This window comes from Pisciglobus halotolerans (assembly GCF_900113675.1).
GTDB lineage: Bacteria > Bacillota > Bacilli > Lactobacillales > Carnobacteriaceae > Pisciglobus > Pisciglobus halotolerans.
This window is the reverse complement of the sequence record NZ_FOQE01000006.1, coordinates 22,780-47,851: the sequence shown is the minus strand read 5'-3', so window position 1 is coordinate 47,851 and position 25,072 is coordinate 22,780. Positions and strand designations below refer to the sequence as shown.

The following is a 25,072-nucleotide window of genomic DNA, read 5'->3' as shown; positions in this document are numbered from 1 at the left end:
CTAATCTATTCATTCTCAAAACAATAAAGGAGCCACAATAATGAATGTTGGGCAGTAAAAAACCCTTTCTTTTGATGCTAAATTTCTTAGAAACACATTTTTTTACCAACGTTAGAAGATGAAAAGTCATAATAAAAAGACTTGGTCTATTTTTTGACCAAGTCTTTTGTATTTTAATGTTTGCTCAGCATGTGTCGCTTCCATTTACCTCAATTGGAAACTTCCGGCAACTTTTTTCGGTTCTTCCTCTTTTAACGTTGGTAAAGAAATTTCCTACGGTCGATGGGCTACTGATGGAAAGCCATGAGAACACATTGAGCCGAAAATCGCGTCTCAATGCTTGCAAGCTTCAAACTTAATGTAACGGCTAAAGCCTAACACTAAGTGATTCACATTGCATCTTTTTTCATGGCTATCAGTAACTCTATGCGCCTCTTGAAATTTTTAGAAATAGGATTCTAACGAGCTTAGCATTAAAAAAATTGATTTTTTACAGACCAACGTTAAATATTGTAGAACCCTTTTTCATCATGTTAAGCTTTTTCATTCTCATTTTCGCTGTCAGTCATGACATCTTTGTGCGAAAGGTTGATCCGTCCTTGGCGATCAATCTCAATAACTTTAACTTTTAACTTGTCGCCCACACTCACAACATCTTCGACTTTGCCCACACGTTTTTTATCTAATTGTGAAATATGCACCAAACCATCTTTGCCTTTTGCGATTTCAACAAATGTACCAAACTTTTCAATTCGTTTGACTGTTCCGTTGTAGACTTGACCGACTTCAATTTCTTTTGTCAGTTCTTCAATGATTTCTTTTGCACGTTGAATCATTTCAGCATCATCTGAAGCAATGCTGACTTTTCCATCTTGATCAATATCGATCTTAACGCCTGTTTCTTCAATGATGGCATTGATTTGATCACCGCCGCGACCAATAACGACTTTGATCTTATCTGGATTGATTTGCATCATTTCAATTTTCGGAGCATATTTGCTTAGCGATTGACGTGGTTCAGCAATCGTTGAAGTCAATTCTTCCAAAATTTCCATACGCGCTTTTTTAGCTTGTTGCAGTGCTTCTTTCAAGATTGCTGTAGTGATCCCTTGAATTTTGATATCCATTTGCAAAGCTGTGATTCCTTCGCTTGTTCCTGCAACCTTAAAGTCCATATCTCCTAAGTGGTCTTCTAGTCCTTGGATATCTGTTAATACTGTATAGTTTTCGTTTTCCATTACTAGACCCATTGCTATCCCGGCTACTGGAGCTTTGATCGGTACACCGGCATCCATTAATGCCAAAGTTCCGGCACAGATACTTGCTTGTGAAGAAGAACCATTAGATTCTAAAACTTCAGCTACAAGACGAATGGTATAAGGAAAATCCTTTTCGCTAGGAATAACTTGCGCTAATGCACGTTCTCCAAGAGCGCCATGGCCGATCTCGCGGCGACCAGGTGCACGGCTGCGTCCTGTGCTGCCTACTGAAAACTGCGGGAAATTATAATGATGGATGAAACGTTTGCTTTCTTCTGCACCTAATCCATCTATGATTTGGTGTTCTCCAAGCGGAGCTAATGTAGCGATAGATAAAGCTTGCGTTTGTCCACGAGTAAAGAGACCTGATCCATGTGTTCTTGGTAATATACTGACTTCAGAAGATAAAGGACGAATCTCATCGATCTTACGACCATCCGGACGAACTTTTTCAGCTGTGATGAGGCGACGCACTTCATCTTTTTCCAAATCTTCCACAATTTGTTTCACTTCTTTGCGGATACGATCTGCTTCTTCATGCTCAGCATATTTTTCTTCAAAATAAGCTACAGCTTCTTCTTTAACGGCTTCTGTTTGTTCAGCACGTGCTAATTTTTCTTGGACTTGAATGGCTTGAACCATTTTTTCCTTGAATGCATCTTGAACTTCTGTCCGTAATTCAGCATCGATCTCTAACAATTTGACCGTCATTTTTTCTTTTCCGGCTTTAGCTATGATTTCTTCTTGGAACTGATTGATTGCTTTAATGGCTTCATGTCCGAACAACAAAGCTTGCAACATATCTTCTTCCGAAACTTCTTTTGCTCCGCTTTCCACCATATTGATAGCATCTTTGCTTCCTGCAACTGTTAAATGGATATCCGATTGTTCAGCCTGTGCAGACGTAGGATTTAAAATAAATTCTCCGTCTACACGTCCAACATCTACACCTGCAATGGGTCCATTGAACGGAATATCAGATACTCCCAAAGCTAATGAAGAACCGAACATTGCTGCGATAGCTGGCGAGCAGTCTTGCTCAACAGAAAGAACAGTGTTGGTGATTTGAACTTCATTACGAAATCCTTCTTCAAACATCGGACGAATCGGACGGTCGATCAATCTAGCAGTTAATGTTGCTTGTTCACTTGGACGACCCTCTCTTTTAATAAAGCCGCCAGGAATTTTTCCTACAGCATACATCTTTTCTTCATAATTGACTGTTAACGGGAAAAAGTCAGTATCTAATGCATCCTTACTTGCAACTGCTGCTGTTAAAACAACTGTATCACCGTAACGAACGAGCACAGCCCCATTTGCTTGTTTAGCAAGCTGGCCAATTTCGACTGTCAGCGGACGTCCGCCAAAGTCTTGAGTAAATACTTGTTTCTCTGACATATTTTGTTCTCCTTTTTTTGAGAACATTGTTGACTCTACATTCTACTAAACAAATGTCAGCTTTCTGAATATTTTTTATTCTGAAAGTTCACATTTGCATAGTAGCAAGCGAATAAAACAATGTTCTCTTATTTTGATTTTTCTCATCTATCAAGTTTAATCTGCCATTACCATTGATGCTTGCAACATTTCATTATGCTTTGTTTCCATGATCATTTGTTTGCAAAAAAATCAACGATTCTCAATCGATTGCCCATGATTGATACAAAATAAAGCGAGATTCCAAAAGAACCCCGCTTTTTGGTAGACAAACGGCTCTTAACGACGTAAGCCTAAGCTTTGAATCAATTCACGGTAACGTGTAACGTCTTTGTTACGCAAGTATGCCAACAAGTTACGACGGTGACCGATTTTTTTCATTAAACCACGGTAAGAATGGTGGTCTTTTTTGTGAACACGAGCATGTTCGTTCAAATGATTGATTTCTTCAGTCAATACAGCGATTTGAACTTCTGGAGAGCCAGTATCTCCTTCGTGTCTTGCAAATTGTTTGATGATTTCGTTTTTGCGTTCTTTAGAAATTGCCATTTCTAAACACCTCTTCCTTCTATTTTTCCTTTCACTGAGAAAACGTTGGTGAATCGTACATCCAAGTAAAAGGTATATGCTTTAGCACACCTTAAAGCATACAGGAGCCACGACTAAATTGCAAGATTAAATCGAGCTTTTCCAGTAATTTATAACTGTTTTTTACGCATGCCCATTAGATGAACAAGCAAATAAAGACATGGATGAAACGCCTGCCTATTCTACAATTTCTAAAAGGCAACGAACAGCTGGTTTGCCACTGCTAACGTTGTTTGGTACTAGTTGAATCAGGATCCATACCGTTATTTTCGTTTGTTCAGTACCTTGTTTTCTCTTTGTTCAGCAACTATTGATTATAACTTGTATTCTGCTTTCAGTTCTAAAACAACATCTCTTAAGTGAGCAGCTTTTTCAAAATCAAGCGACTTAGCAGCAGCTCGCATTTCCAATTCCATTCCGTCAATAACTGCTGCTTTTTCTTCTCGTGATAGGCTTGCCATTTTTTCAGCTGGTGTCAGTTCTTCACTTTCAACAGCAGAAGTGATGGAAATAAGATCACGTATTTCTTTCTTAATGGTGCGTGGAACGATCCCGTGCTCTTTATTATAAGCTTGCTGTACAGAACGCCGACGCTCAGTTTCATCAAGAGCATGTCTCATAGAGTCTGTTACTTTGTCAGCATACATAATAACTTTCCCATTCTCATTTCGAGCGGCTCTCCCGATCGTTTGGACAAGTGAACGTTCGCTTCTTAAAAAGCCTTCCTTATCAGCATCTAAAATCGCAACTAAGGAAACTTCAGGCACGTCAAGTCCTTCTCTCAATAGGTTGATCCCGATCAATACGTCAAATTCACCTAAGCGCAAGTCGCGAATAATTTCTGTCCGTTCCAAAGTTTTGATGTCACTATGAAGATACTTTACTTTCAGTCCCACTTCTTTCAAATAATCAGACAAATCTTCAGACATTTTTTTAGTCAATGTCGTAATAAACACACGCTCATTTTTCTCGATCCGTTCATTGATTTCACCGATCAGGTCATCGATTTGTCCCTTAATCGGTCTCACTTCTACTACCGGATCCAACAAGCCAGTCGGACGAATGATTTGTTCCACTACTCCCGACGTTCGTTCCAACTCATATGGTCCAGGAGTGGCTGATATATAAACGATTTGATTAACATGCTTTTCAAATTCTTCCAAACGTAAAGGACGATTATCCAAGGCGCTCGGCAAGCGAAAACCATGGTCGATCAAACGCTCTTTACGGGCTTTATCTCCATTAAACATTCCTCGAATTTGCGACATCGTGATGTGAGATTCATCTACTACGATCAAAAAATCATCTGGGAAAAAGTCAATTAACGTATATGGCGGTTCACCCGGCTTTCTTCCATCCATGTGTCTTGAATAGTTCTCTATCCCTGGACAATAGCCCATTTCAAGCAACATTTCAATATCATAGTTTGTTCGCTGCTCTAAACGTTGCGCTTCTAAAAGTTTGCCTTCTGCTCTCAATTCTTCCAAACGTCCATCCAGTTCTTTTTGTATGGTTTGAACGGCATGTCTCGTTTGCTCGTCATTTGCTACAAAGTGAGTAGCCGGAAAAACAGAAACATGTTGAACATCTGCTTTTACTTCCCCAGTTAATACATCGACTTCACGAATACGATCAATCTCGTCGCCAAAAAATTCTACTCTAATGGCTTCTGCATCCCGAGAAGCCAAGAAAATTTCCACTACATCTCCTCGTACTCTAAAACGACCACGCTGAAAATCGATATCATTTCGTTCAAATTGCATATCTACCAGTTTTCTCAGCATGGCATTGCGGTCCATTTGGGCACCTACACGCAAAGAAAGCACGTGATCGCGATAATCGAGCGGATTAACAAGTCCATAAATACACGAAACAGAAGCAATGACAATAACGTCTCGTCTTTCTAGCAAAGCGCTTGTAGCAGAATGACGCAATTTGTCGATTTCATCATTAATGCTAGCTTCTTTTTCAATAAATGTATCGGTTTGCGGGACATATGCCTCAGGCTGATAATAATCATAGTAGCTGACAAAATATTCTACAGCATTGTTTGGGAAAAACTCTTTAAATTCTCCATAAAGCTGCCCTGCCAATGTTTTATTGTGGGCAATCACCAATGTTGGTTTGTTAACTTCCTTTATGACATTCGATACTGTAAATGTCTTTCCTGTACCTGTAGCACCTAGCAGTGTTTGTTCTTTTGTTCCCTCATTCAAGCCATTGACCAGTTGTTTAATGGCTTCGGGCTGATCACCTTCAGGCTGATATTGCGAAACCAATTCAAACTTTTCATCTGCCATGCAGCATCCTCATTTCTTTTATTCATTTCTTTTAAGTTTTGTTTTTAATCTTCATTCTTCCTTATTTTACCACGGAACATACGTTCTTACAAATGCGAAGAAAAATAAACAACATCATTTCAGTTGCGGGAAAAGTTCAGACTTATACTGATACAGCAAGCAAAAAAAACACCCATTTCAAAAGAAATGAGTGACAGTTGCAATACTTTATTTAGCTAATTTTTTTGATAAACGAGCTTTGTCGCGCGCTGCTTTATTTTTGTGGATTAAACCTTTAGCAGCAGCCATATCAATGGCTTTAGCAGCTTCGTTGTATAGAGATTCTAGGTTTCCTTCTCCAGTTTCAGAAGCTTTTTCAAATTTTTTCATTGCTGTACGCATAGAACTTTTTTGAACATTGTTTTGAGCAGTTGATTTTTCAGCAGTGCGAACACGTTTAACTGCGGATTCGATGTTTGGCATTACATACACCCCTCTTTCCCTTTAGAACAAATAAAATAATCATTTTTAATTATTTCAACGTTTTTTATTATACAGAAGTTCGTAGCGTATTGCAACAAAAAGCTGTAAAGTTTTTTTACTTGATAGTAATCTTTTATTAGCTGAATATCTTCTTACTATTTCCTTTATTTGCAAATGAAAGCACAAATAATTCAAATTGCATTTTACGATCTCCTTGACCAGTTTTTAAGTGATATTCTGTTTCGATCAGCCCTTCATAGGCGCTCAGCAATGTTTTTGAATCAAATTTTCGAATTTGTTGAGCAGCCAATTTAATTCTGTAAGGGTGTACTTTTAACATCTTGCCTATTTCACTTTGTTGAAACCCTTTTTTTAACAACATTTGGACTTGTATGAGCAGCCGAAATTGTCCAGCCATAATCGCATTGATTTTTATTGGATCTTCTTTTTGCAGTAATAGGTCTTGATAAAGACTTAAGGCATGAGCAGTATCTTTTTTTAATACACTTTCATTTAATGCAAAAATATTTTGTTCCAATGATTTTGGTACCAATGCCTCCACTGCAGCCACCGTGATTTTTCTATTTTCCTGTGCATAAAGAAACAGCTTGGGCAACTCTCCAATAGCGGTTGATAAGTTGGCATCGGTCAATTGAATCAGCTTTTCAAAAGCCTCTGGAGAAATATTGTATCCTTCGTTGTTGATTGTATCACGAATGTATTTTTGAACATCCCGTTCTTTTAAAGGCTGTACATCAATCAATACAGCTGATTTTTTTAAAAGCTTATTGATTTTTTTACGCTGATCTAATTTTTCATAAGGAGCATAAATCACCAAAACAGTCGATTCGGAAGGTTGTTGTAAATAATGCTCAAAGTCTGCTAAGTCAGGATCGTTTTTTTGTTTGCTTTTTTCGGTGGATAAAAAAACAGATCGATTCATAAAAATCAATCGGCGTTCACCGAAAAAAGGTATGCTTTCTGCATCAGCTAAGACGGTCCCTAAGGAAACTTCTTCCATATCAAAAGAGCTGAAATTTAAATCTATTTCATCTGGCCCAATAACATTTTCCATTAAAGTTTTTCTTAACGTATCAATCAAATAGGCTTCAGTTCCAAACACTAAGTAAACAGGTGCAAACTCTTTTTTCTTTATTTTGGCTAATTCAGTTGAAAAGCTCACTTCAAACACCTTCCTTTGCTCTCATCTTTCTATGGTACAAAGTTATTTACCTGAAAGCAAGCTGATTTTTCATTTGAGTAAGGTTGTAAAGACACCTGTCTTCTTAAACATAGGCCATTCTCGATAAGTAAAAATGATCGAACCATCTTGATCTGTTCGGTAAATGGTACACTGCTGTTTTTCCAATCTCTTAAGGATTTCAGGATGCGGATGTCCAAAAGAATTATTTTTTCCGACCGAAATCAAGCTGAAAGTTGGTTTTAAAAAATCTACCCATTCTTTGCTTGTAGAAGTATGACTGCCATGATGTCCCACCTTTAAAACATCAACTTTTAAATGTGGATATTGTTTTATGATGGCTCGTTCACCAGCTTCTTCTAAATCTCCGGTAAACAACCAATAATGCTCACCAAATTTTCCATACAGCACTAATGAATCATTGTTTTCTCCTTTTCCTTCTTCCAGCGGCCATAAAATGATTAATCCTGGCCCAATTTGCTTCGTTTTCGCTTGATCCGCTAAAACTTCGATCAAACGTGTCCCTGTTGTTGCAAGCTTTCCAGCTGAAACGTCAAAGAGCGCTTTTTTTCTTACACCCTCTGGATAAACCAACGCTTTGATCGGAATATTCTCTGATAGCTCTGCCAATTCTCCAAAATGATCCATATCGCCATGTGTAATGAGAACTTGGTCAAGAGACGTCACACCATAAGCTTTTAGAACTGGTATAAGTGTTTTTTCTGTAAGAGATGCAGCTTGCTTTCTTACTTTCCAGTTCTCTTGTTCATACTGGATTTTCCCGCCAGTATCGATCAAATAGTTACCTTTACTGCCAGGAGATTTGATAAGAATAGCCTCTCCTTGTCCTATGTCGATCATAACGATTTTCCCTAAAAACGGATAGTGTTTAAAAAACAATATCAAGCCTAATAGAATCACTAAGACGGCTGTAGTTGTTTTTCTTTTTTTACCAGACTCTAACGCCAGCAACCAGTTGAGTAATGCAATCGTTAAAATAACAAGCACAAATGCAGACACTTTGCCTGTCACAATGACACTAAAAGGAATGGCACTCATCCAAGATGCCAATTTTTCGATTCCTGTTATGCTGTAAGAAAAAATAGCCACAAAAAAGTGAAAGATTTTAGTCGTGGACACCATATAAGACAGCAGTAAAAGGATAAGCAGCGGAAACAAAAGCCAGGAGAAAAATGGAACAAATAACAAATTGGCTAGAATACCGATCCAAGGAAATTCATAAAAATGTAATATCAAAATCGGAATCGAGCTCACTGTCATTAACATAGATAACTTAAGATTATCTAAAAGATAGGAAGTACGAGCTTTCAAATAAGATGGAGAAAATAACAATAAAGTAAGGCTCAATAGGTAGCTCAACTGAAATCCGACTAAAAAAATTTGATAAGGATCAATCCATAAAGCAAGTAACAGGGTAACCGACCAGGCATCCAAGCTAGTTAATGGTAAGTAAAACCTTTTTGTTGTGATGGAAATCATGGTTGTCAAAACTGCCCGAAAAGAACTTGTTCCCCAACCAATGAAAGAACCAAAAGCAAACAAACTAATCATTAGGATACCGTACGTTTTTTCTTTCGACAGTCCTAAACGGAGTAAGAAAAAAGATAAGCCAGCAAAAATAAATTGTATGTGCAGACCTGAAATGCTAAGTAAATGGAGGATGCCGAGATTTTTGAAATCATCTGACATATCCTGGTCAAAAGAACCTCTTTCACCTAGCCATAGTGTCTTGATATACCCGCCGATCTTAATCGGAAAAATAGCATCAATATGTTCACTGACACTTGCTTTTGCTGTTTCAAAGAAATGATCGTTCCTCTTTTTAAGTTGTTTTGCTGAAGAAAAGTGAACATCAGTAGCTTGCAGTATCCAATGGATCTTTTTTCGATAGAGAAAATTTCGATAATTAAATTGGCCGAAGTTGCGATTATTTTCGGGTTCTATCAGCTGACCAGAAATAACTACCCGATCAGCTTCAATCTCATTCTGCCATTTTTCTTTTTCAGCTTCCGATTGAAAAGAATAAAACACAACGATTCGTTCAGAAATCGACTTTTTATGATCCGTTTGTTTAACCGTTCCGTAAAATTGCAAGAGATTTCCGTCCATTTTTGTCTCACTTTTTTTAAAATAAACTTGAAAATGCTGCTCGTTTCCTGAAAGGCTGGTTTGATTGTGGACATCTTCCAATACTGTTACACCGCTGATCAAAACCGCAAAAATGCAGCTGAAAAAAAAGATAGGGGTGTTTTTTGTCCAGTATAAACGGAAGAGAAAATAAACCCCTGCTGCAATACTCAACCAATATCCATGGGTTAAGATGATCCAAACACAAATAAAGCTGAAAATGGCTGGAAAAAGGAAAAATCCTTTCACTAATGAGAAATCGTGTGTCTGTTGTGTTGCGGCATTTCTGTTTGTTCTTTCACTGCATGATCTAATTGCCCAAAGAAATCACCAGGCAGTTCAACCTTCTCACAGGCTACGTGGGCTTGTTTAATCAAATGCATACCATATTCATCATTTTTATAATCATGTAAATAATAAATCTTCTTAATGCCCGCTTGAATGATCATCTTCGTACATTGCAAGCAAGGAAAATGAGTGACATATATTTCTGCATCCTTTGTAGATGCGCCAAATTTAGCACATTGGAGAATAGCATTCATCTCAGCATGGATCGTTCTCGCACAGTGCCCATTAACAAGATAGCATCCTTCATCTGTACAATGCGTCTCTCCACTTACTGAACCATTATATCCGCCAGCGATAACTCTTTTTTCTCTGACGATCGTTGCCCCGACCATTAAACGTGTACATGTACTTCTTTGGGCCAGCAACACACTTTGAGCCATAAAGTACTGATTCCAAGGGATTCTTTCCATTCTTTAGACACCTCCCATTTTAAATTTCTTTTAGTATACATGAAGCTTTGATGAACTTGCAATGACCTCTTTATTGCCCCACCGTGATGAACGCTTTTAAAGATTCAAACGTTTTGTCGCCAATACCAGACACTTCTAATATTTCTTCAATTTTTTGAAAAGAGCCATTTTCTTCTCGATAACGAATAATTTCTTGAGCCTTTTTTTCACCGATTCCATTCAAGGTCTGCAATTGCGCTAAATCAGCGGTATTGATATTGATCAAATCAGATGCTGTCTCGTCGCTTTGAGTAGAAAGAGCAGAATGAAGTGTCGCTGTTTCGATTGTTTCCCCTACCTGCGGAACATAAATCACCATCTGATCCGTCAATCTTAAAGCCAAGTTGATAGAAGATTGATCCGCTGAAACAAGAAAACCGCCTGCAGATTCAATTGCATCCATTAAACGCATTCCTTCTTTTATCTGATAGACGCCCGGATCATGAACAGCTCCTTTTACATCCACATACATGGTCTCATTCTCTACCTGTGCAGATTGAATAGATGAGTCTTCCTCACTTGAGTTGCTTTTCATTTGTTCACTTTCTAAGTAATTGTCTAATTCTGACTCCTCCTCATAAGATCCATTATTTGATAATAAGAGAAAAATGACGATCAACAGACTGCTAAATACCATGATCAGACTGACGCTCAAAATGATCACTGGTTTTGATTTTGTCCATTGCTTGAATCTATCACCCATCAAAAGATCCCCCTTTGCTCTTTTATTTATCATGAGTATCTTACGCAGAAAAGTGAGCACTCTGTTTTTTAAATAAAAAAAGAGCGAGATTTTACTCTCAGCTCTTAATGATTATCTTATTGATTCTATTTTTTCCAAATAGTCGACTGCATCTTGAAAATGTTTAACTGGCACAATCGTCATATCTGTATCGATTTTCTTCGCTGCTGCAACTGCTTCTTCATAATTTGATTTCATTTCAGGAAAATGTTTTGCAATTTCTTTAGGTATCTCATCATCGGGAGCAAAGAAGATTTGAGCACCTTCTTTATCAGCTGCTACTACTTTTTTATCGATCCCGCCAATTCTGCCGATCGTTCCATCAGGAGAGATTGTTCCTGTACCGGCGATATCATTTCCATTGCGGAGTTGTTTGTCCGTCAATTGTGTATAGATCTGTAAAGCAAACATAAAACCAGCTGATGGTCCCCCAATAGAACCAGCATCTATAGAAACAGGAATGTCTGTTGTGATGGTTGTATCATCCACTAAACTGATGCCTAAACCAGGTTTCCCTGTCTCTTTCATTTTCATTAACTTAGCTGCAGCTGTTTGTTCTTTATCGTCACGCTGATAGGTCACGGTAACTTTTTGTCCTTCTTTTTGCTGTTGAACATAATCGATAAATTCCTGTGAGCTATCAAAAGACTTTCCGTCTAATGCTATGATCGTGTCCCCAGGCTGCAAAAGATCCTTAAACTGAGAACCCTCTAAAAGAGACATGACATAAACACCATTATATTGTAGATCATATTGTTCACCAGCTTGTTCATAGGCTGCCTGAATGGCTCCATTGATTGAGCTGATCATATAGTATTTCTGAAGCTGGTTATATTCTTGAGACGTTTCCATCGTTCCAAATAATTCTTTTTCTGTTACCCCTTCATGAAAAGGCAAATACTTCATAAAATAAGTAATAGGCGTCGCGTGGCGAATCGCAACTGTTGTCAACATGTACCTTCCTTTTTCTTGGTCCTCTTTGCCATCGACTGTTATCAATTGGTTTAAGGAAACCGCAGCTCCCGGGCCTTCAATATAATAAGGAATCGGTATTAAAAAGCCGAGACACAACAATATAACCGCAAGAAGAATAATCCACTTGCTAGACCATCTTTTTTTCAACACAGCCACCTTCATTTCGTTTATTCACTCTGATATTAACGGATCTTATCCCTCTTGTATTTTTCAATGATGGCATCGTTGATCTGTTCAGGAACGAGATGACTCACATCTCCGCCAAACATTGCAACTTCTTTGATCAAAGATGAACTGACGAAACGATAACGTTCATCAGCCATAAAAAAGACTGTATCCAGTTCAGGAAGTTGGGTTTTATTCATAGCAGCGATTGCTGCTTCATATTCAAAATCTTGAGTATTACGCAAGCCGCGAATCAAAGAAGTGGCATTGATTTTTCTCGCAAGTTCTACTGTTAAACCTCCCGTATGTTCAATCACTTTTGTATTCGGGAGATCTTTTGTGGCTGTTTCGATCAATGTCATTTTTTCTTCAGCTGAAAACAAGGATGTTTTTGATGAATTTGTTGAAACAGCGATCACCACTTGATCAAACAACTTACAAGCACTTTTGATCGTAGATAGATGTCCGTTTGTCATGGGATCAAAGCTCCCAGGAAAAAGAGCAATTTTAGTCATCGTCCTCTTTACCTCCATCAGTTTGTAATGTCAACTTATAGACCACAATACGAGTAATACCATACACCACATTTTTAATTGCGTATGCCGAGGAAACATTTTCTGGAAGTTCGATGTCTTTATCCACTTCACAAACGATCAAAGCATCATGAGTCAGCAAATTTTTTGTCAACATCAACTCAATTTGTTTAACGATCTGTTGCTTAGCATAAGGTGGATCAAGAAAAACCAGTTCAAAGGTTTGGTTTGTTTCAGACAATTTATTGACGGTTTGATTTGCACTACTGCGCATGATCACAAACTTCTCTGGTTCTTTCGTCATTGCGACATTATCGCGAATGGTTTGAATAGCTGGAGCCGCTTTGTCGACAAGGACAGCTCTTTCCATTCCTCTAGATACAGCTTCGATCCCTAGAGAACCAGAACCTGAAAATAAGTCTAAACAATGGCCCCCGTTAAAGTAAGGACCAATCATATTAAAAATTGATTCTTTCACCTTATCTGTCGTTGGTCTCGTATGTTTTCCAGGAACAGCTTTCAACTTTCTTCCGCGATACTCACCTGATATGATCCTCATCAGATCATCCTTTCTTATTCAATTATCACTAGCAATCAACACTGAGCAAGACCAAAAAAACACTTAAAGTATCAAGCTAGTATCTTCATTATTTTTCTATATTTTCTCTTTCGATAGATCTTTCTTCTGTCTGCTCTGTATTTTGAAGTTCATCAAGCGCGTGATCAAAATCCATATTGATTTCTGGACGGTGAGAAACTTCCACTTTTCTAACAAAATGCAATTGTTTTAATTTCTTTTCCGTTTCATTGAGCTCGAATTGATTGACATATAGGACAACATATTTCATTCTTCTTGATACATAATGAATCAATCCATAACGTTTCAATTGTTTGAGCGGCTTCAAAGTGTAGACCCATACAATGATTCCTTGACGTTCAATAAAATTCAACTGTCCCTCTCCTTTCTGCTTTGTTTAATAAGCGGTCACTGATCCATCATCCAATAACAGTAAAATGTGTTGTTGTTTGATCGCGATGCCAATTCTCGACATCTTATGATCCATTAACAAAGCTTGCATTTGCTTATAAGTAAACCAATAAGGTACAAGCGTTGCAGGTTCTTGATTTAATGGCGCATAAAATAACCTTACTTTCTGCTGATCGATCTGTTTTTCTTTTAAAAATTGTTTCAATAGTGCTTCATCTAATAGTGTCTCAGCATTTTGGTCGCTAGAAGAGTCTTGACTACTTTCTTGTGAAGTTTGGTTTTCTTGTTCTCTATCAGAAAAATCATGAACGATCACATTTCTTTTTGAACTATCCTCTTCTGGTGTTTCTTTGCTATTTTCCATTTCTTCTCGGTGTTCCTGCTGGTAGTCAAAAACAGCATACCCCATTGCAGACATGGTGAGATCAATGGTCAAAGGAGCCAATTCTGCTTTTTCTCTAAAGTTATTCAACATAACAATTACTTGTTCAATGATGTTCTGTTCCTTAGCCGTCGCATCAACAAAAGATTGCTGTTCTTTTTCTGGAATGACAGGGGTACTATCATATAAGCCAGCATACAATAAATTAGCGGCTGACATATAGTGAATCGCATTGATCTCATTCGTTGAACCATCCATGTATATAGCAGCATAGGCTTGATTGTCAAACGCAACTAGTGGGAAATGATGCAATTGGTTCTCAGATAGTTCCAATTGATACGTTTGTTGCTGGACATTCAATTCAAAAGTTAGATAAAAAGAAGCACTCTGATACATTTCTCCTCTGCTCATATTGATTTTAAAGGGCGCTACATCTAAATCGCTGCCAGTAACAAGAATATCTTGGATCTGCTCATGTTCTATCCCAATTTGAAAAGCATGCTGGTTGTCTTTCCCATACATCCATCTTTGTTTGCCATTCGATTCGGCTTCTTTTTTTTCAGGTTGGCCGAAAATTTCAATAAAGTCATCGACCGGCTGATTGATATAATAAGCATAGCCCTCTGCTGGCAATTCCGTTTGTTCCATTTCAGTGGATTCTTTAGGAAATGAATCCATTGCTTTTTCAGATACAATGTTTTCTTTGGTTACGATCGATCCAGCTTGTTCATTATCAAAAAAGCGAGGCAAAAAGTAAGTTCCCACCATAAATAAAACAAATAGCGGTATAACCCTCATGATGGTCTTCATTACTCTCTGCCTCCTTTTTATTTTTTAATGCGCGATGAATCGAACTTTATTTAATTTCTATCAGTAAGTCGCCTGATTCGATGATATCTCCATCTGTCACGTAAATTTGGTCCACGATACCATCTACTGTAGCTTTGATCGTCGTTTCCATCTTCATGGCTTCTGTTGTGATCAATGCTTGGCCTTTAACAACAGGATCACCTTTTTTAACAGCAATCTCTAACACAGACCCTGACATGGTTGCACTAATATGGTGCTTATTGGTCGGCTCAGCCTTTTTCCTTACAGCACTTGTGCTCGTGACACTAGCATCTTTCACTTCAATTTCTCGTCCTTGTCCATTCAATTCAAAGTAAAGAGGTCGGACACCGTCAGAATTTGGCTCACCGATTTGGTTGAGTTTAACGATCAGTGTTTTTCCTTTTTCAATCTGAACTTCGATAGATTCGCCTGTTCGCATGCCATGGAAGAAAGTGGCTGTATCTAGCATGGTGACATCTCCATACTTTTCAACATTTTGTCTGTAGTTTAAGAAAACTTGCGGATACATAATATAACTCAATACTTCTTCATCGGCAGGTTCCTTCGCAAAGATTTCTGTCAGCTCCTCTTTTATTGCTTTAAAATCTACCGGCTCGGCTAAGCTTCCCGGTCTGACCGTCAGTGGTTCTTTTCCTTTCAAGATCAAACGCTGCAGTTTTTCAGGAAAGCCGCCTACTGGTTGTCCAAGGTTCCCCATAAAGAAATGGATGACGGAATCTGGAAAATCAATGTCCATTCCTCGTTCATAAATATCCTTTTCAGAAAGTTGATTTTGAACCATAAACAATGCCATATCACCAACGACTTTAGAAGAAGGGGTAACTTTGATGATGTCTCCAAATAATTGATTGACTTCAGCATAAACCTTTTTGATTTCATCCCATTGTTCTTCCAGACCGACTGCTTTTGCCTGCTGCAACAAATTCGTGTATTGTCCGCCTGGCATTTCGTGCTGATAAACCTCTGTTTGCGGTCCTTTGATCCCCACTTCAAAATCACTATACAACCGACGTACATCAGACCAGTAATGATCAATTTGCTCAGCATTTTCGATATTCAATTGCGGACATCTTTCATCGCCTTCAAAAGCGTAATACAAACTGCTCATACTTGGTTGGCTAGTGGTGCTGCTCATTGCGCTAGTTGCTACATCCACGATATCTACTCCTGCTCGGATGGCAGCTGCATAGGTATATAATCCATTTCCACTTGTGTCATGCGTATGCAGATGGATAGGTAAATCCACAGTTTCTTTTAACTCGCTGATCAAACGATAAGCTCCTTGAGGTCGCAAGATACCGGACATATCTTTGATTGCAATGATATGTGCACCCAATTTTTCCAATTCTTTCGCTAAGTTCTTATAGTAGTCAATGGTATATTTATGTTGCGCAGGATCTAAAATATCTCCTGTATAACACATGGTAGCTTCAGCGATTTTTCCAGCATCACGTACATACTGAATACTTTTTTCGACTTGAGGCACCCAATTGAGACTGTCAAAAATTCTAAACACATCGATTCCATCTTTTGCAGCTTGTTTGATAAAAGCTTCTAAAACATTATCAGGGTAATTCTGATAACCCACACCATTCGAACCTCTGAACAACATCTGGAACAGCATATTGGGCATCTTTTCACGCAGTTTTTTCAACCGTTCCCAAGGGTCTTCATTTAAGAAACGGTATGCTACATCAAACGTAGCTCCGCCCCACATCTCAGTTGAAAACAATTGCGGCAGTCCTTTTTGTGTTTCTTCTGCAATATTGAGAAAATCTTGTGTTCGTACACGAGTTGCCAATAAACTCTGATGGGCATCTCTAAAAGTAGTATCCGTTAATTGAACAGCCTTTTGTGCTTTGACCCAGTCAGCTACTGCTTCTGGTCCATCTTCATCTAAAATTTGTTTCGCACTCTTCAATGTTTTATCAGGTAAAATCAAAGATTTTGGTTTTCTTGGCGCATCAAAAAAGCGTTTTTTCCGTTTCTCAATACCTGGAAAACCATTTACTGTAGTATTTCCGATATAAGCCATTGTTTTGTTTCCTCTATCACGGAGAGCAGAAAATTGAAACAGTTCAGGTGTTTGATCAATGAAAGTTGTTTTCGCATTTCCAGAAACAAAAACAGGATGAGAAATAACATTTTGCAAGAAAGGAATATTGGTTTTCACCCCGCGAATACGAAATTCTTTTAGAACCCGTTCCATTTTTTGAGCCGCCATTTGAAAAGTAGCTGCATGAACGCAAGCCTTAACTAACAAGGAATCAAAATAAGGGGTGATCACTGATCCTTGGAATCCATTTCCAACGTCCAATCTGACACCAAAACCACCTGGAGAACGATACGTATTGATTTTTCCAGTATCTGGAAAGAAATTATTCAATGGATCTTCTGTGGTCACACGACATTGAATAGCCGCTCCAATCAAAGGAATATCGTTTTGAATTGGAATATGGATATCTTTATGCAGATCTTTGCCTTCTGCAATTTGAATCTGTGCTTGCACGATATCAATTCCTGTGATCATTTCGGTGATCGTGTGTTCAACTTGCACACGAGGATTCACTTCAATAAAATAAAAACGATCTTCTTCTAACAAGAATTCTACCGTTCCTGCATTTTCATAACCCACATGTTGCATGAGTTGGACAGCTGCCTGACAAAGTTCTTCACGTATTTCTTTCGATACTGAGACACACGGTGCAACTTCTACAACTTTTTGATGTCGGCGCTGAACAGAACAATCACGCTCATACAGATGAACCACATTTCCATGATGATCTCCAAGAATTTGCACTTCGATATGCTTTGGATCTTGTATATAACGTTCTACATAAATCTCATCGTTTCCAAAAGCTGCTTTCGCTTCGCTTTGGGCTCGCTTATAACTTTCTTCGATTTCGGCTTCTTGGTAAATCACCCGCATGCCACGGCCTCCGCCGCCTAAAGCTGCTTTCACCATGATAGGATAACCAAAAGTCGCTCCGAATGTTTTCACTTCTTCAATAGAAGAAACAGGTCCATCAGAACCAGGTATGCTTGGGATACCAGCTTCTACAGCTGCTTTTTTTGCTTTTATTTTATCTCCGAATATATCTAAATGATGCAAAGTTGGGCCAATAAAAATGAGGCCTTCCTCTTGACAACGTTTAGCAAAGTCAATATTCTCTGATAAAAATCCATAACCAGGATGAACAGCTTCTGCTCCACTATCTTTGGCGATACGAATGATGTCTTCTATATCAAGATAGGCTTCAATGGGTTTCTTTCCTTTCCCAACCAAATAAGCCTCATCAGCTTTGAATCGATGGACCGAACCTTCGTCTTCTTGAGCATAAATGCCTACAGTGTGAATATTTAATTCCGTCAATGCTCTAAAAATACGAATGGCAATTTCTCCGCGGTTAGCCACTAAAACTTTTTTCATCCTAAATTTTCCTCCTATTTCTGATCAATGACCTTTCAATTGATTGAAAAGCAGCTGAATACTTTTATGATCCAGCTGCTCCAAAGTCATTCATCAACTTTCCTTTATCTGATGGTTTATTTTATTTTAACTTACTGATGACCATTCTCTCTTTATCCATCTTATCAGTCGCACTGACATTCAATACAAGTCCTATTGAGAAAGCAAGCACGATCGTACTTGATCCGCCATAACTAATAAAAGGAAAAGTCACTCCAGTTATCGGAAGCAATCCTAAAACACCGCCTAAATTGATTGAACTCTGGATTAGCAACATCGTCGCAATACCAATACATAATAATGCTCCAAATGTATCCTTAGAGCGGATACCGATCAAATAAATCCTCAAGATAAGGAAAATGATCAGGAAGAGAACAATCAAAATACCAAATAAACCCAGTTCTTCGCCTATGATTGAGATAATGAAATCAGTATAAGGTTCTGGCAAATATCCAGTTTTTTGAACACTTCCACCTATACCAACACCGAACAATCCACCTCGGTTCAAGGCATAGTAGGAATTTACCAATTGCATTCCTGACGTCTGTGACAATGCAAATGGATCCCAGAAAGCTAAGAAACGATTGTATTGATATTCAGCAAGGAAAGGCAAACGCGTTCCAAACTTATATACCAAGCCTACAAGCCCCATGATACTTCCAATTCCAATTGCTCCAACTGTAAGCCCCAATGCATAAGATACGCCACTTGTAAAAATCAATGTTACACCGATCGATAAAATAATCAATGCACCACCAACATCTGGTTGCAACATCACTGGAAAAATAATCAAAGCAAAAAATAAAATGGAAGGAGTCAGGAGCGTTCGCTTATAATCATTGATCAGTTCTTTTTGTTTCCTTGAGAAGAAATAAGAAAAATACAAAATAACAATGATTTTAGCAAATTCAGCCGGTTGAATTCCAATCGATCCAATCGATATCCAGCCTTTAGCACCATTCTTTTCTTGTCCAAAAATAAGCAAGAGATACAGAACGATACCAATCCCAATAACAGCCATACTCACAATGCCCTTATTCTTTAAGAGCGCGTATCGAAAACGAAACACAATAAAACAACTAATAAAACCTATGATCGAAAAAATCGTTTGGCGAATAAAATAATATTGTGCTTGGTCAAAGTTTTGCAAGGCAATATAGCTGCTGGCACTGTAAACCATCAAAATCCCTATACAAGTAAGCAATAAATACGGGATCAGAATATAATAATCCAAATATTTGATTTTTTTCATTTCTTTTGGCTAAATACCAGCCCTTTAGCCTCCTATCTGTCTATTTTTTTGAACTGCCAACAGATCGGGTTCTCTTTGTCTGTTGCCGAAATGATTGGTCCTTTATGTATACCACAAGACCAATATACACATTATAGCAACAAAAATCTTATCCAACAATATGTAACCCTAACCTTAATCATTTTACAAAAAAAAGAAGAAGGAACTGAAATAGACGTCAGTTCCCTCTTCTTTCTCGTTCCCAGTATTTCTCAAGCAGCTAGCCACTCAACATCTATTGTGGAACACCTAATGGTTATCTTTATCAACTTTTACTCGAGATACTTTATTAGGCTTTCTTTTTCTTTTTAGATGCTTTTTCACGCTCGCCTTTGTTCAAAACTTGTTTACGCAAGCGAACATGTTCAGGTGTGATTTCGCAATATTCATCATCGCCTAGGAATTCCAATGATTCTTCCAAGCTTAACTTACGCGGCGCCTTGATAACAGAAGTTTGATCCTTGTTAGCAGAACGAACGTTTGTTTTTTGTTTTTCTTTTGTGATGTTAACAGTAATGTCATTTTCACGAGAATTTTCACCAACGATCATGCCTTCATAAATTTCAGTACCTGGTTCAACGAAAATCGTTCCACGATCTTCAACACCCATAATGCCATATGTTGAAGCTTTTCCTGTTTCAGTTGAAACCAATGCACCATTACGACGTCCGCCAATGCTGCCGGCAATCACCGGCAAGTATTGATCAAACGTGTGGTTCATGATTCCATAACCATGAGTCAGCGATAAGAATTCAGTAGAATAGCCGATCATTCCACGTGCAGGTACAAGGAAAACTAAACGAACTTGTCCATTTCCATTATTGACCATATCTTGCATTTCGCCTTTACGTAAGCTTAATGTTTCGATCACTGACCCCATATATTCTTCAGGAGTATCGATTTGTACACGTTCGAATGGTTCACATTTCTTTCCGTCAAATTCTTTTACGATAACTTCTGGACGAGAAACTTGTAACTCATAGCCTTCACGTCGCATGTTTTCAACTAGAATAGACAAATGAAGTTCTCCACGACCTGAAACAATCCAAGCATCTGGAGATTCAGTATTTTCTACTCGCAATGACACATCGGTATGCAATTCAGACATCAAGCGTTCTTCTAATTTTCTTGATGTTACCCATTTCCCTTCGCGACCAGCAAATGGTGAGTTGTTAACTAAGAAAGTCATTTGTAGTGTCGGTTCATCGATGTGTAAAACAGGAAGCGGCTCAACATGATCAACTGGTGTAACCGTTTCGCCGACGAAAATATCTTCCATTCCTGAAACAGCAATCAAGTCGCCAGCTTTAGCTTCTTTAATTTCAACTCGTTCTAGTCCTAAGAAACCAAATAATTTGGTTACACGGAAATTCTTAGTAGATCCGTCTAACTTGCTTAACGTTACTTGGTCGCCGACTTTCATAGTACCACGGAAAACACGTCCGATCCCGATTCTTCCAACATAGTCATTATAGTCTAATAGGGCTACTTGGAATTGTAATGGTTCTTCACTGTTGTCCTCTGGTGCAGGGATTTCTTTTAAGATCGTATCAAAAACGGGATTCATGGATTCTTCTTGATCAGCAGGATCATCAGACACACTACTTGTGCCATTAACAGCAGATGTATACACCACTGGGAATTCCAATTGGTCATCATCTGCTCCAAGTTCAATAAATAATTCCAATACTTCGTCTACTACTTCTTCAGGACGTGCTGAAGGTTTGTCGATTTTATTGACAACGACGATCGGTGTCAATTTTTGTTCTAATGCTTTTTTCAATACAAAGCGCGTTTGCGGCATTGTTCCTTCATATGCATCTACTACTAATAAAACACCGTCTACCATTTTCATGATTCGTTCAACTTCACCGCCGAAGTCCGCATGTCCTGGGGTATCCATGATATTGATGTGGTGGTCTTTATATTTAACAGCTGTGTTTTTGGCAAGGATCGTGATCCCACGTTCTTTTTCGATATCATTTGAGTCCATTGCACGTTCAGCTAACTCTTTATGCGTGTCTAAAGTATCTGATTGTTTTAAGAGTTCATCTACTAATGTTGTTTTACCATGGTCAACGTGAGCGATAATGGCAACATTTCTAATATCTTCTCTTTTGTTCATTTTTATTCCTCCAAGATTAATCTTATCTTTCAAGTCTAGTATGGCCATCTTTAAACAGCAGCTGAAAGTGTTTCGTTGCTTTCTATTTAAAGGGTTCTGTTGATCCTACATTTTGAAAACGCTATGAAAACTTGTAGACTCAACTTTCAACTTATCTAGTCTACCACGTTAAAAGAAATTTGCAAAGAAATTTTTTCTATACAAATCATTTTTTTCATCTTTAGACGAAAAACAGACAAAAAGAAGAGGAATGCTGTTCACTATCCACACATTCCTGCAACTTTTCTATTTGGATATTTCCTTTACATTTGAACCAAGTGTTGAGTTATAGAATCAGACCATCACTTACTTGATACACCTTGTAGCAGTTCAAAAATTTCTTTATGTGCAGAAGGTGTAGCGATCAGTACAGGGTTTTTCTTTAACAATTGAATAGGTTCTCCATTTTGCTGTGTATACATTAACCCTAGTTCTTCAGCAATCACTTTCCCTGCTGCAATATCCCATGGTGCGAGTGAAGCTGCCACGTAAGCAACGATTCTTCCAGTCACAGCATAAATGGTTTCAATACCAGCAGATCCTACAATACGGACTCCACTGCTTCTTTTTGCAACTTGTTTTGCAGCTTCGTTTCCTTCTGCCAACAGAAGACCGCTAATGGCAACAAGTCCTTTTGCAAGTGACGTATCATCTACTTTAGATAGCTGTTTTTGATTGCATTTTACTCCTTGATCTTTTATGCCAACATACATTTCATCTTTGATCACATCATAGATATATCCCATTTGACCTATTCCATCTTCATAGACTGCGATCATAATCGCGAAGTCGTGTTTTTGTTTGACAAAATTTAATGTTCCATCAATGGGATCGATAATCCATACCACTCCGTTTAAATCTTGTGTATTTTGATTTGAACTTTCTTCAGCTAAAATTCTTTCATTTGGAAAAGATTGTTGGATTTTTTCGACCAAAAAGCTTTCTGTTTCTTTATCCATATTGGTCACTAAATCTTTTCGACTTGTTTTCTCACTGACTTGAAGCGGATCTTGCATTGAGGATCTGATATGATCCGCAGCTTGATAAATCCAATTTTGGATCAGCTGATGACGATTTGCTTTATCTTGTTGTTCCAATCCTCTTCGTCCTTTCTTTTCATTATTTCTTCATTTTTTGACAAAGAAGCGAGCCTGTCTCTTTTATTTCATTTTTATTTTTTCTTTCTTTCCATTCTTTGCCTCTTGTACTGTACGATAAAGAGAATAACCAGATACATTTTCAAAAGCACTATCCCATTTCTTTTCTTCTCCTTTTGATGGAACAACTGCTTTAAACTTTCTATATTGATCTAAAAAAAGCTTACGGTCAATTTCTTTTTCGTATGCATTCTCTACCATTCTCCATAAATCAACGACTGTGATCATTTCTTCTCTAGTCCAGTCATAATCGATTGGATAGGCGTAACTTTTTTCCATATACAGCCCTCGCTATTTTTTATGATTACTTTTATTATAACAAAATTTGGTCTCAAGTTTGAAGCTAAAGCTTTGCCTTGGATATCTTTTTTGTTTTCTCTATCAAATTGGTATTGAATAAGCGGGTCTTCCTTTTTTAACGTTGGTAAAGAAATTTCCTACGGTCGGTGGACTACTGATGGAAAGCCATGAGAACACATTGAGCCGAAAATCGCGTCTCAATGCTTGCAAGCTTCAAACTTAGTGTAACGGCTAAAGCTTAACGCTAAGTGATTCACATTGCATCTCTTTTCATGGCTATCAGTAGCCCTATGCGCTTCCTGAAATTTCTAGAAATAGGATTCTGACGAGCTTAGCATTAAAAAATTGATATTTTACAGACCAACGTTAAATATTGTAGAACCGAATCACCAAAAAAAAAGAATGGGAAAATCCCATTCTTTTTTAAACTTGATTGTTTAGTTTGTCTTACATGTGGATAGGCATGCCTAAAGCAGCTTCAGCAGCATCCATAACAGATTCACCTAATGAAGGATGAGCGTGGATCGTCAAAGCGATATCTTCAGCATTCATGCCGCTTTCTACAGCTAAGCTTAATTCTGCGATTAAGTCACTTGCGCTGATTCCAGCTACTTGTGCTCCAACCAAAACATTGTCATCTTTAGTTGTTACTAAACGCACGAAACCTTCTGTTGCATTCAATGAAAGTGCACGTCCATTACCTGCTAAAGTAAATTTAACAGCTTTAACATCTAAACCTTGTTCTTTAGCTTGTTTTTCAGTTAAACCAACCATTGCAATTTCTGGGTCTGTAAAGGCTACAGCTGGAAGAGCACGGTAGTCAACCGCAACTTTCTTACCTGAGATTGCTTCTGCAGCGATTTTAGCTTCATAACTAGCTTTATGAGCCAAAGCAGCGCCAGGAACGATATCACCGATTGCAAAGATATGACCTGCAGTTGTACGTCCTTGTTCATCTACTTTAACTAAACCGCGGTCAGTCATTTCGATACCGCAAGCTTCTAAGCCAAGTTCATCAGTATTAGGACGACGACCAACAGTTACCATGACGTAATCAGCATCAATAGATTCTTCTTTGCCGTTTACTTCATATTTAACCGTAACGCCATTATCTGTTTCAACAGCTTCTTTAGCCATTGCTTTTGTTACAATGTTAACGCCTTTTTTCTTGAAGTTCTTTTCAACGATTTTAACCATGTCTTTTTCAAAGCCGTTTAAGATCGTATCTAAACCTTCTAAGATTGTAACTTCTGTTCCTAAGTTAGCAAAAGCACCAGCTAATTCGCTACCAATGTAGCCGCCACCTACAACAACTAATTTTTTCGGAACATCTTTAAGGTTCAACGCACCTGTTGAATCTAACACGCGTCCGCCAAATTTGAAGCCTTTGATTTCGATTGGGCGGCTTCCTGTAGCAATGATGGCATTATTGAATGTATAGGTTTGAGCACTTGACTCAGTCATTACACGCAATGTATTTCCATCATTAAAGTAAGCTTCTCCACGTAGAATTTCAACTTTGTTCTTTTTAAGCAGCATTTCAACACCGCTTGTTAATTTACCAACAACTTGTTTGTCTTTCCATTCTTGTGTTTTTGAGAAGTCTAAAGAAACATTTTCAGTAGATACACCGAAGACAGAGGAATCCAGAGCTTCTTGGTAACGGTGACCAGCGCTGATCAATGCTTTAGAAGGAATACAACCCACGTTCAAGCATACTCCACCGATATATTCTTTTTCAACAATAGCCACTTTTTGACCCATTTGAGAAGCACGGATCGCTGCTACGTATCCACCAGGACCGGCACCTACGACTACTGTATCTAATTCGATTGCGAAATCTCCTACTACCATTCTACTCT

The 25,072-nt window shown here is 38.2% G+C and carries 19 protein-coding genes; all 19 read right to left on the bottom strand.

The features are described 5' to 3' along the window. Nucleotides 1-533: 533 nt before the first annotated feature. The 19 genes from pnp to lpdA all read right to left on the bottom strand — a co-directional run bounded on the left by pnp (nucleotide 534) and on the right by lpdA (nucleotide 25,064). Complete coding sequence (pnp, locus tag BM057_RS03420) at nucleotides 534-2,657, bottom strand: polyribonucleotide nucleotidyltransferase (RefSeq protein WP_092091498.1); 2,124 nt, start codon at nucleotides 2,655-2,657, stop codon at nucleotides 534-536. A 318-nt stretch (nucleotides 2,658-2,975) separates the two neighbouring features. Next, nucleotides 2,976-3,245, bottom strand: coding sequence for a 30S ribosomal protein S15 (rpsO, locus tag BM057_RS03415; protein ID WP_047390153.1), 270 nt, complete (start codon nucleotides 3,243-3,245; stop codon nucleotides 2,976-2,978). Between the two features lie 353 nt (nucleotides 3,246-3,598). Continuing rightward, a complete protein-coding gene (uvrB, locus tag BM057_RS03410) occupies nucleotides 3,599-5,584 on the bottom strand; it encodes an excinuclease ABC subunit UvrB (protein WP_092091496.1) in 1,986 nt (661 codons plus the stop codon). A 207-nt stretch (nucleotides 5,585-5,791) separates the two neighbouring features. Then, nucleotides 5,792-6,046 carry a 30S ribosomal protein S20 gene (gene rpsT, locus BM057_RS03405; protein WP_047390151.1) on the bottom strand — a complete coding sequence of 85 codons (255 nt, stop codon included), beginning with the start codon at nucleotides 6,044-6,046 and terminating at the stop codon, nucleotides 5,792-5,794. A gap of 136 nt (nucleotides 6,047-6,182) precedes the next feature. Then, nucleotides 6,183-7,229 (bottom strand): DNA polymerase III subunit delta, encoded by a 1,047-nt coding sequence (gene holA, locus BM057_RS03400; RefSeq protein WP_047390150.1) that lies wholly within the window; start codon nucleotides 7,227-7,229, stop codon nucleotides 6,183-6,185. A 69-nt stretch (nucleotides 7,230-7,298) separates the two neighbouring features. Then, a complete protein-coding gene (locus BM057_RS03395) occupies nucleotides 7,299-9,644 on the bottom strand; it encodes a DNA internalization-related competence protein ComEC/Rec2 (protein ID WP_177186161.1) in 2,346 nt (781 codons plus the stop codon). Next, a complete protein-coding gene (locus tag BM057_RS03390; protein WP_047390149.1) occupies nucleotides 9,644-10,153 on the bottom strand; it encodes a ComE operon protein 2 in 510 nt (169 codons plus the stop codon). The genes BM057_RS03395 and BM057_RS03390 overlap by 1 nt, the downstream gene beginning before the upstream one ends. A gap of 70 nt (nucleotides 10,154-10,223) precedes the next feature. After that, a complete protein-coding gene (locus BM057_RS03385; protein WP_092091492.1) occupies nucleotides 10,224-10,895 on the bottom strand; it encodes a helix-hairpin-helix domain-containing protein in 672 nt (223 codons plus the stop codon). A gap of 111 nt (nucleotides 10,896-11,006) precedes the next feature. Beyond that, nucleotides 11,007-12,056, bottom strand: coding sequence for a SepM family pheromone-processing serine protease (locus BM057_RS03380; protein WP_425439013.1), 1,050 nt, complete (start codon nucleotides 12,054-12,056; stop codon nucleotides 11,007-11,009). Between the two features lie 35 nt (nucleotides 12,057-12,091). After that, nucleotides 12,092-12,589, bottom strand: a complete 498-nt coding sequence (coaD, locus tag BM057_RS03375) for a pantetheine-phosphate adenylyltransferase (RefSeq protein ID WP_047390146.1) — start codon at nucleotides 12,587-12,589, stop codon at nucleotides 12,092-12,094. Beyond that, on the bottom strand, nucleotides 12,582-13,166 hold the full coding sequence (gene rsmD / locus BM057_RS03370; protein ID WP_047390145.1) for a 16S rRNA (guanine(966)-N(2))-methyltransferase RsmD: 585 nt from the start codon (nucleotides 13,164-13,166) through the stop codon (nucleotides 12,582-12,584). Before rsmD ends, coaD begins: the two co-directional genes overlap by 8 nt. A gap of 88 nt (nucleotides 13,167-13,254) precedes the next feature. After that, nucleotides 13,255-13,557: a YlbG family protein gene (locus BM057_RS03365; protein ID WP_092091490.1), complete on the bottom strand. Its 303-nt coding sequence runs from the start codon at nucleotides 13,555-13,557 to the stop codon at nucleotides 13,255-13,257. A 24-nt stretch (nucleotides 13,558-13,581) separates the two neighbouring features. Further along, complete coding sequence (locus BM057_RS03360; protein WP_092091488.1) at nucleotides 13,582-14,787, bottom strand: CAP-associated domain-containing protein; 1,206 nt, start codon at nucleotides 14,785-14,787, stop codon at nucleotides 13,582-13,584. A gap of 46 nt (nucleotides 14,788-14,833) precedes the next feature. Beyond that, nucleotides 14,834-18,259: a pyruvate carboxylase gene (locus BM057_RS03355; RefSeq protein WP_092091486.1), complete on the bottom strand. Its 3,426-nt coding sequence runs from the start codon at nucleotides 18,257-18,259 to the stop codon at nucleotides 14,834-14,836. Nucleotides 18,260-18,380: 121 nt separating this feature from the next. Further along, nucleotides 18,381-19,550, bottom strand: coding sequence for an FtsW/RodA/SpoVE family cell cycle protein (locus BM057_RS03350; protein ID WP_047390141.1), 1,170 nt, complete (start codon nucleotides 19,548-19,550; stop codon nucleotides 18,381-18,383). A gap of 328 nt (nucleotides 19,551-19,878) precedes the next feature. Then, nucleotides 19,879-21,714: a translational GTPase TypA gene (typA, locus tag BM057_RS03345; protein ID WP_092091484.1), complete on the bottom strand. Its 1,836-nt coding sequence runs from the start codon at nucleotides 21,712-21,714 to the stop codon at nucleotides 19,879-19,881. Nucleotides 21,715-22,055: 341 nt separating this feature from the next. Continuing rightward, a complete protein-coding gene (locus BM057_RS03340; RefSeq protein WP_052181736.1) occupies nucleotides 22,056-22,850 on the bottom strand; it encodes an inositol monophosphatase family protein in 795 nt (264 codons plus the stop codon). A 63-nt stretch (nucleotides 22,851-22,913) separates the two neighbouring features. Then, on the bottom strand, nucleotides 22,914-23,189 hold the full coding sequence (locus BM057_RS03335) for a UPF0223 family protein (protein WP_047390139.1): 276 nt from the start codon (nucleotides 23,187-23,189) through the stop codon (nucleotides 22,914-22,916). Nucleotides 23,190-23,657: 468 nt separating this feature from the next. Then, the gene (gene lpdA / locus BM057_RS03330) at nucleotides 23,658-25,064 is read right to left on the bottom strand and encodes a dihydrolipoyl dehydrogenase (protein ID WP_092091482.1); all 1,407 of its coding nucleotides are present in this window, start codon (nucleotides 25,062-25,064) and stop codon (nucleotides 23,658-23,660) included. Between the last annotated feature and the right edge of the window lie 8 nt (nucleotides 25,065-25,072).

Coding starts and splice junctions, on each gene's coding strand:
- pnp (WP_092091498.1), bottom strand. CDS start 2,657: ATGTCAGAGAAACAAGTATTTACTCAAGACTTTGGCGGACGTCCGCTG.
- rpsO (WP_047390153.1), bottom strand. CDS start 3,245: ATGGCAATTTCTAAAGAACGCAAAAACGAAATCATCAAACAATTTGCA.
- uvrB (WP_092091496.1), bottom strand. CDS start 5,584: ATGGCAGATGAAAAGTTTGAATTGGTTTCGCAATATCAGCCTGAAGGT.
- rpsT (WP_047390151.1), bottom strand. CDS start 6,046: ATGCCAAACATCGAATCCGCAGTTAAACGTGTTCGCACTGCTGAAAAA.
- BM057_RS03390 (WP_047390149.1), bottom strand. CDS start 10,153: ATGGAAAGAATCCCTTGGAATCAGTACTTTATGGCTCAAAGTGTGTTG.
- BM057_RS03385 (WP_092091492.1), bottom strand. CDS start 10,895: ATGGGTGATAGATTCAAGCAATGGACAAAATCAAAACCAGTGATCATT.
- coaD (WP_047390146.1), bottom strand. CDS start 12,589: ATGACTAAAATTGCTCTTTTTCCTGGGAGCTTTGATCCCATGACAAAC.
- rsmD (WP_047390145.1), bottom strand. CDS start 13,166: ATGAGGATCATATCAGGTGAGTATCGCGGAAGAAAGTTGAAAGCTGTT.
- BM057_RS03360 (WP_092091488.1), bottom strand. CDS start 14,787: ATGAAGACCATCATGAGGGTTATACCGCTATTTGTTTTATTTATGGTG.
- BM057_RS03355 (WP_092091486.1), bottom strand. CDS start 18,259: ATGAAAAAAGTTTTAGTGGCTAACCGCGGAGAAATTGCCATTCGTATT.
- BM057_RS03350 (WP_047390141.1), bottom strand. CDS start 19,550: ATGAAAAAAATCAAATATTTGGATTATTATATTCTGATCCCGTATTTA.
- typA (WP_092091484.1), bottom strand. CDS start 21,714: ATGAACAAAAGAGAAGATATTAGAAATGTTGCCATTATCGCTCACGTT.
- BM057_RS03335 (WP_047390139.1), bottom strand. CDS start 23,189: ATGGAAAAAAGTTACGCCTATCCAATCGATTATGACTGGACTAGAGAA.
- lpdA (WP_092091482.1), bottom strand. CDS start 25,064: ATGGTAGTAGGAGATTTCGCAATCGAATTAGATACAGTAGTCGTAGGT.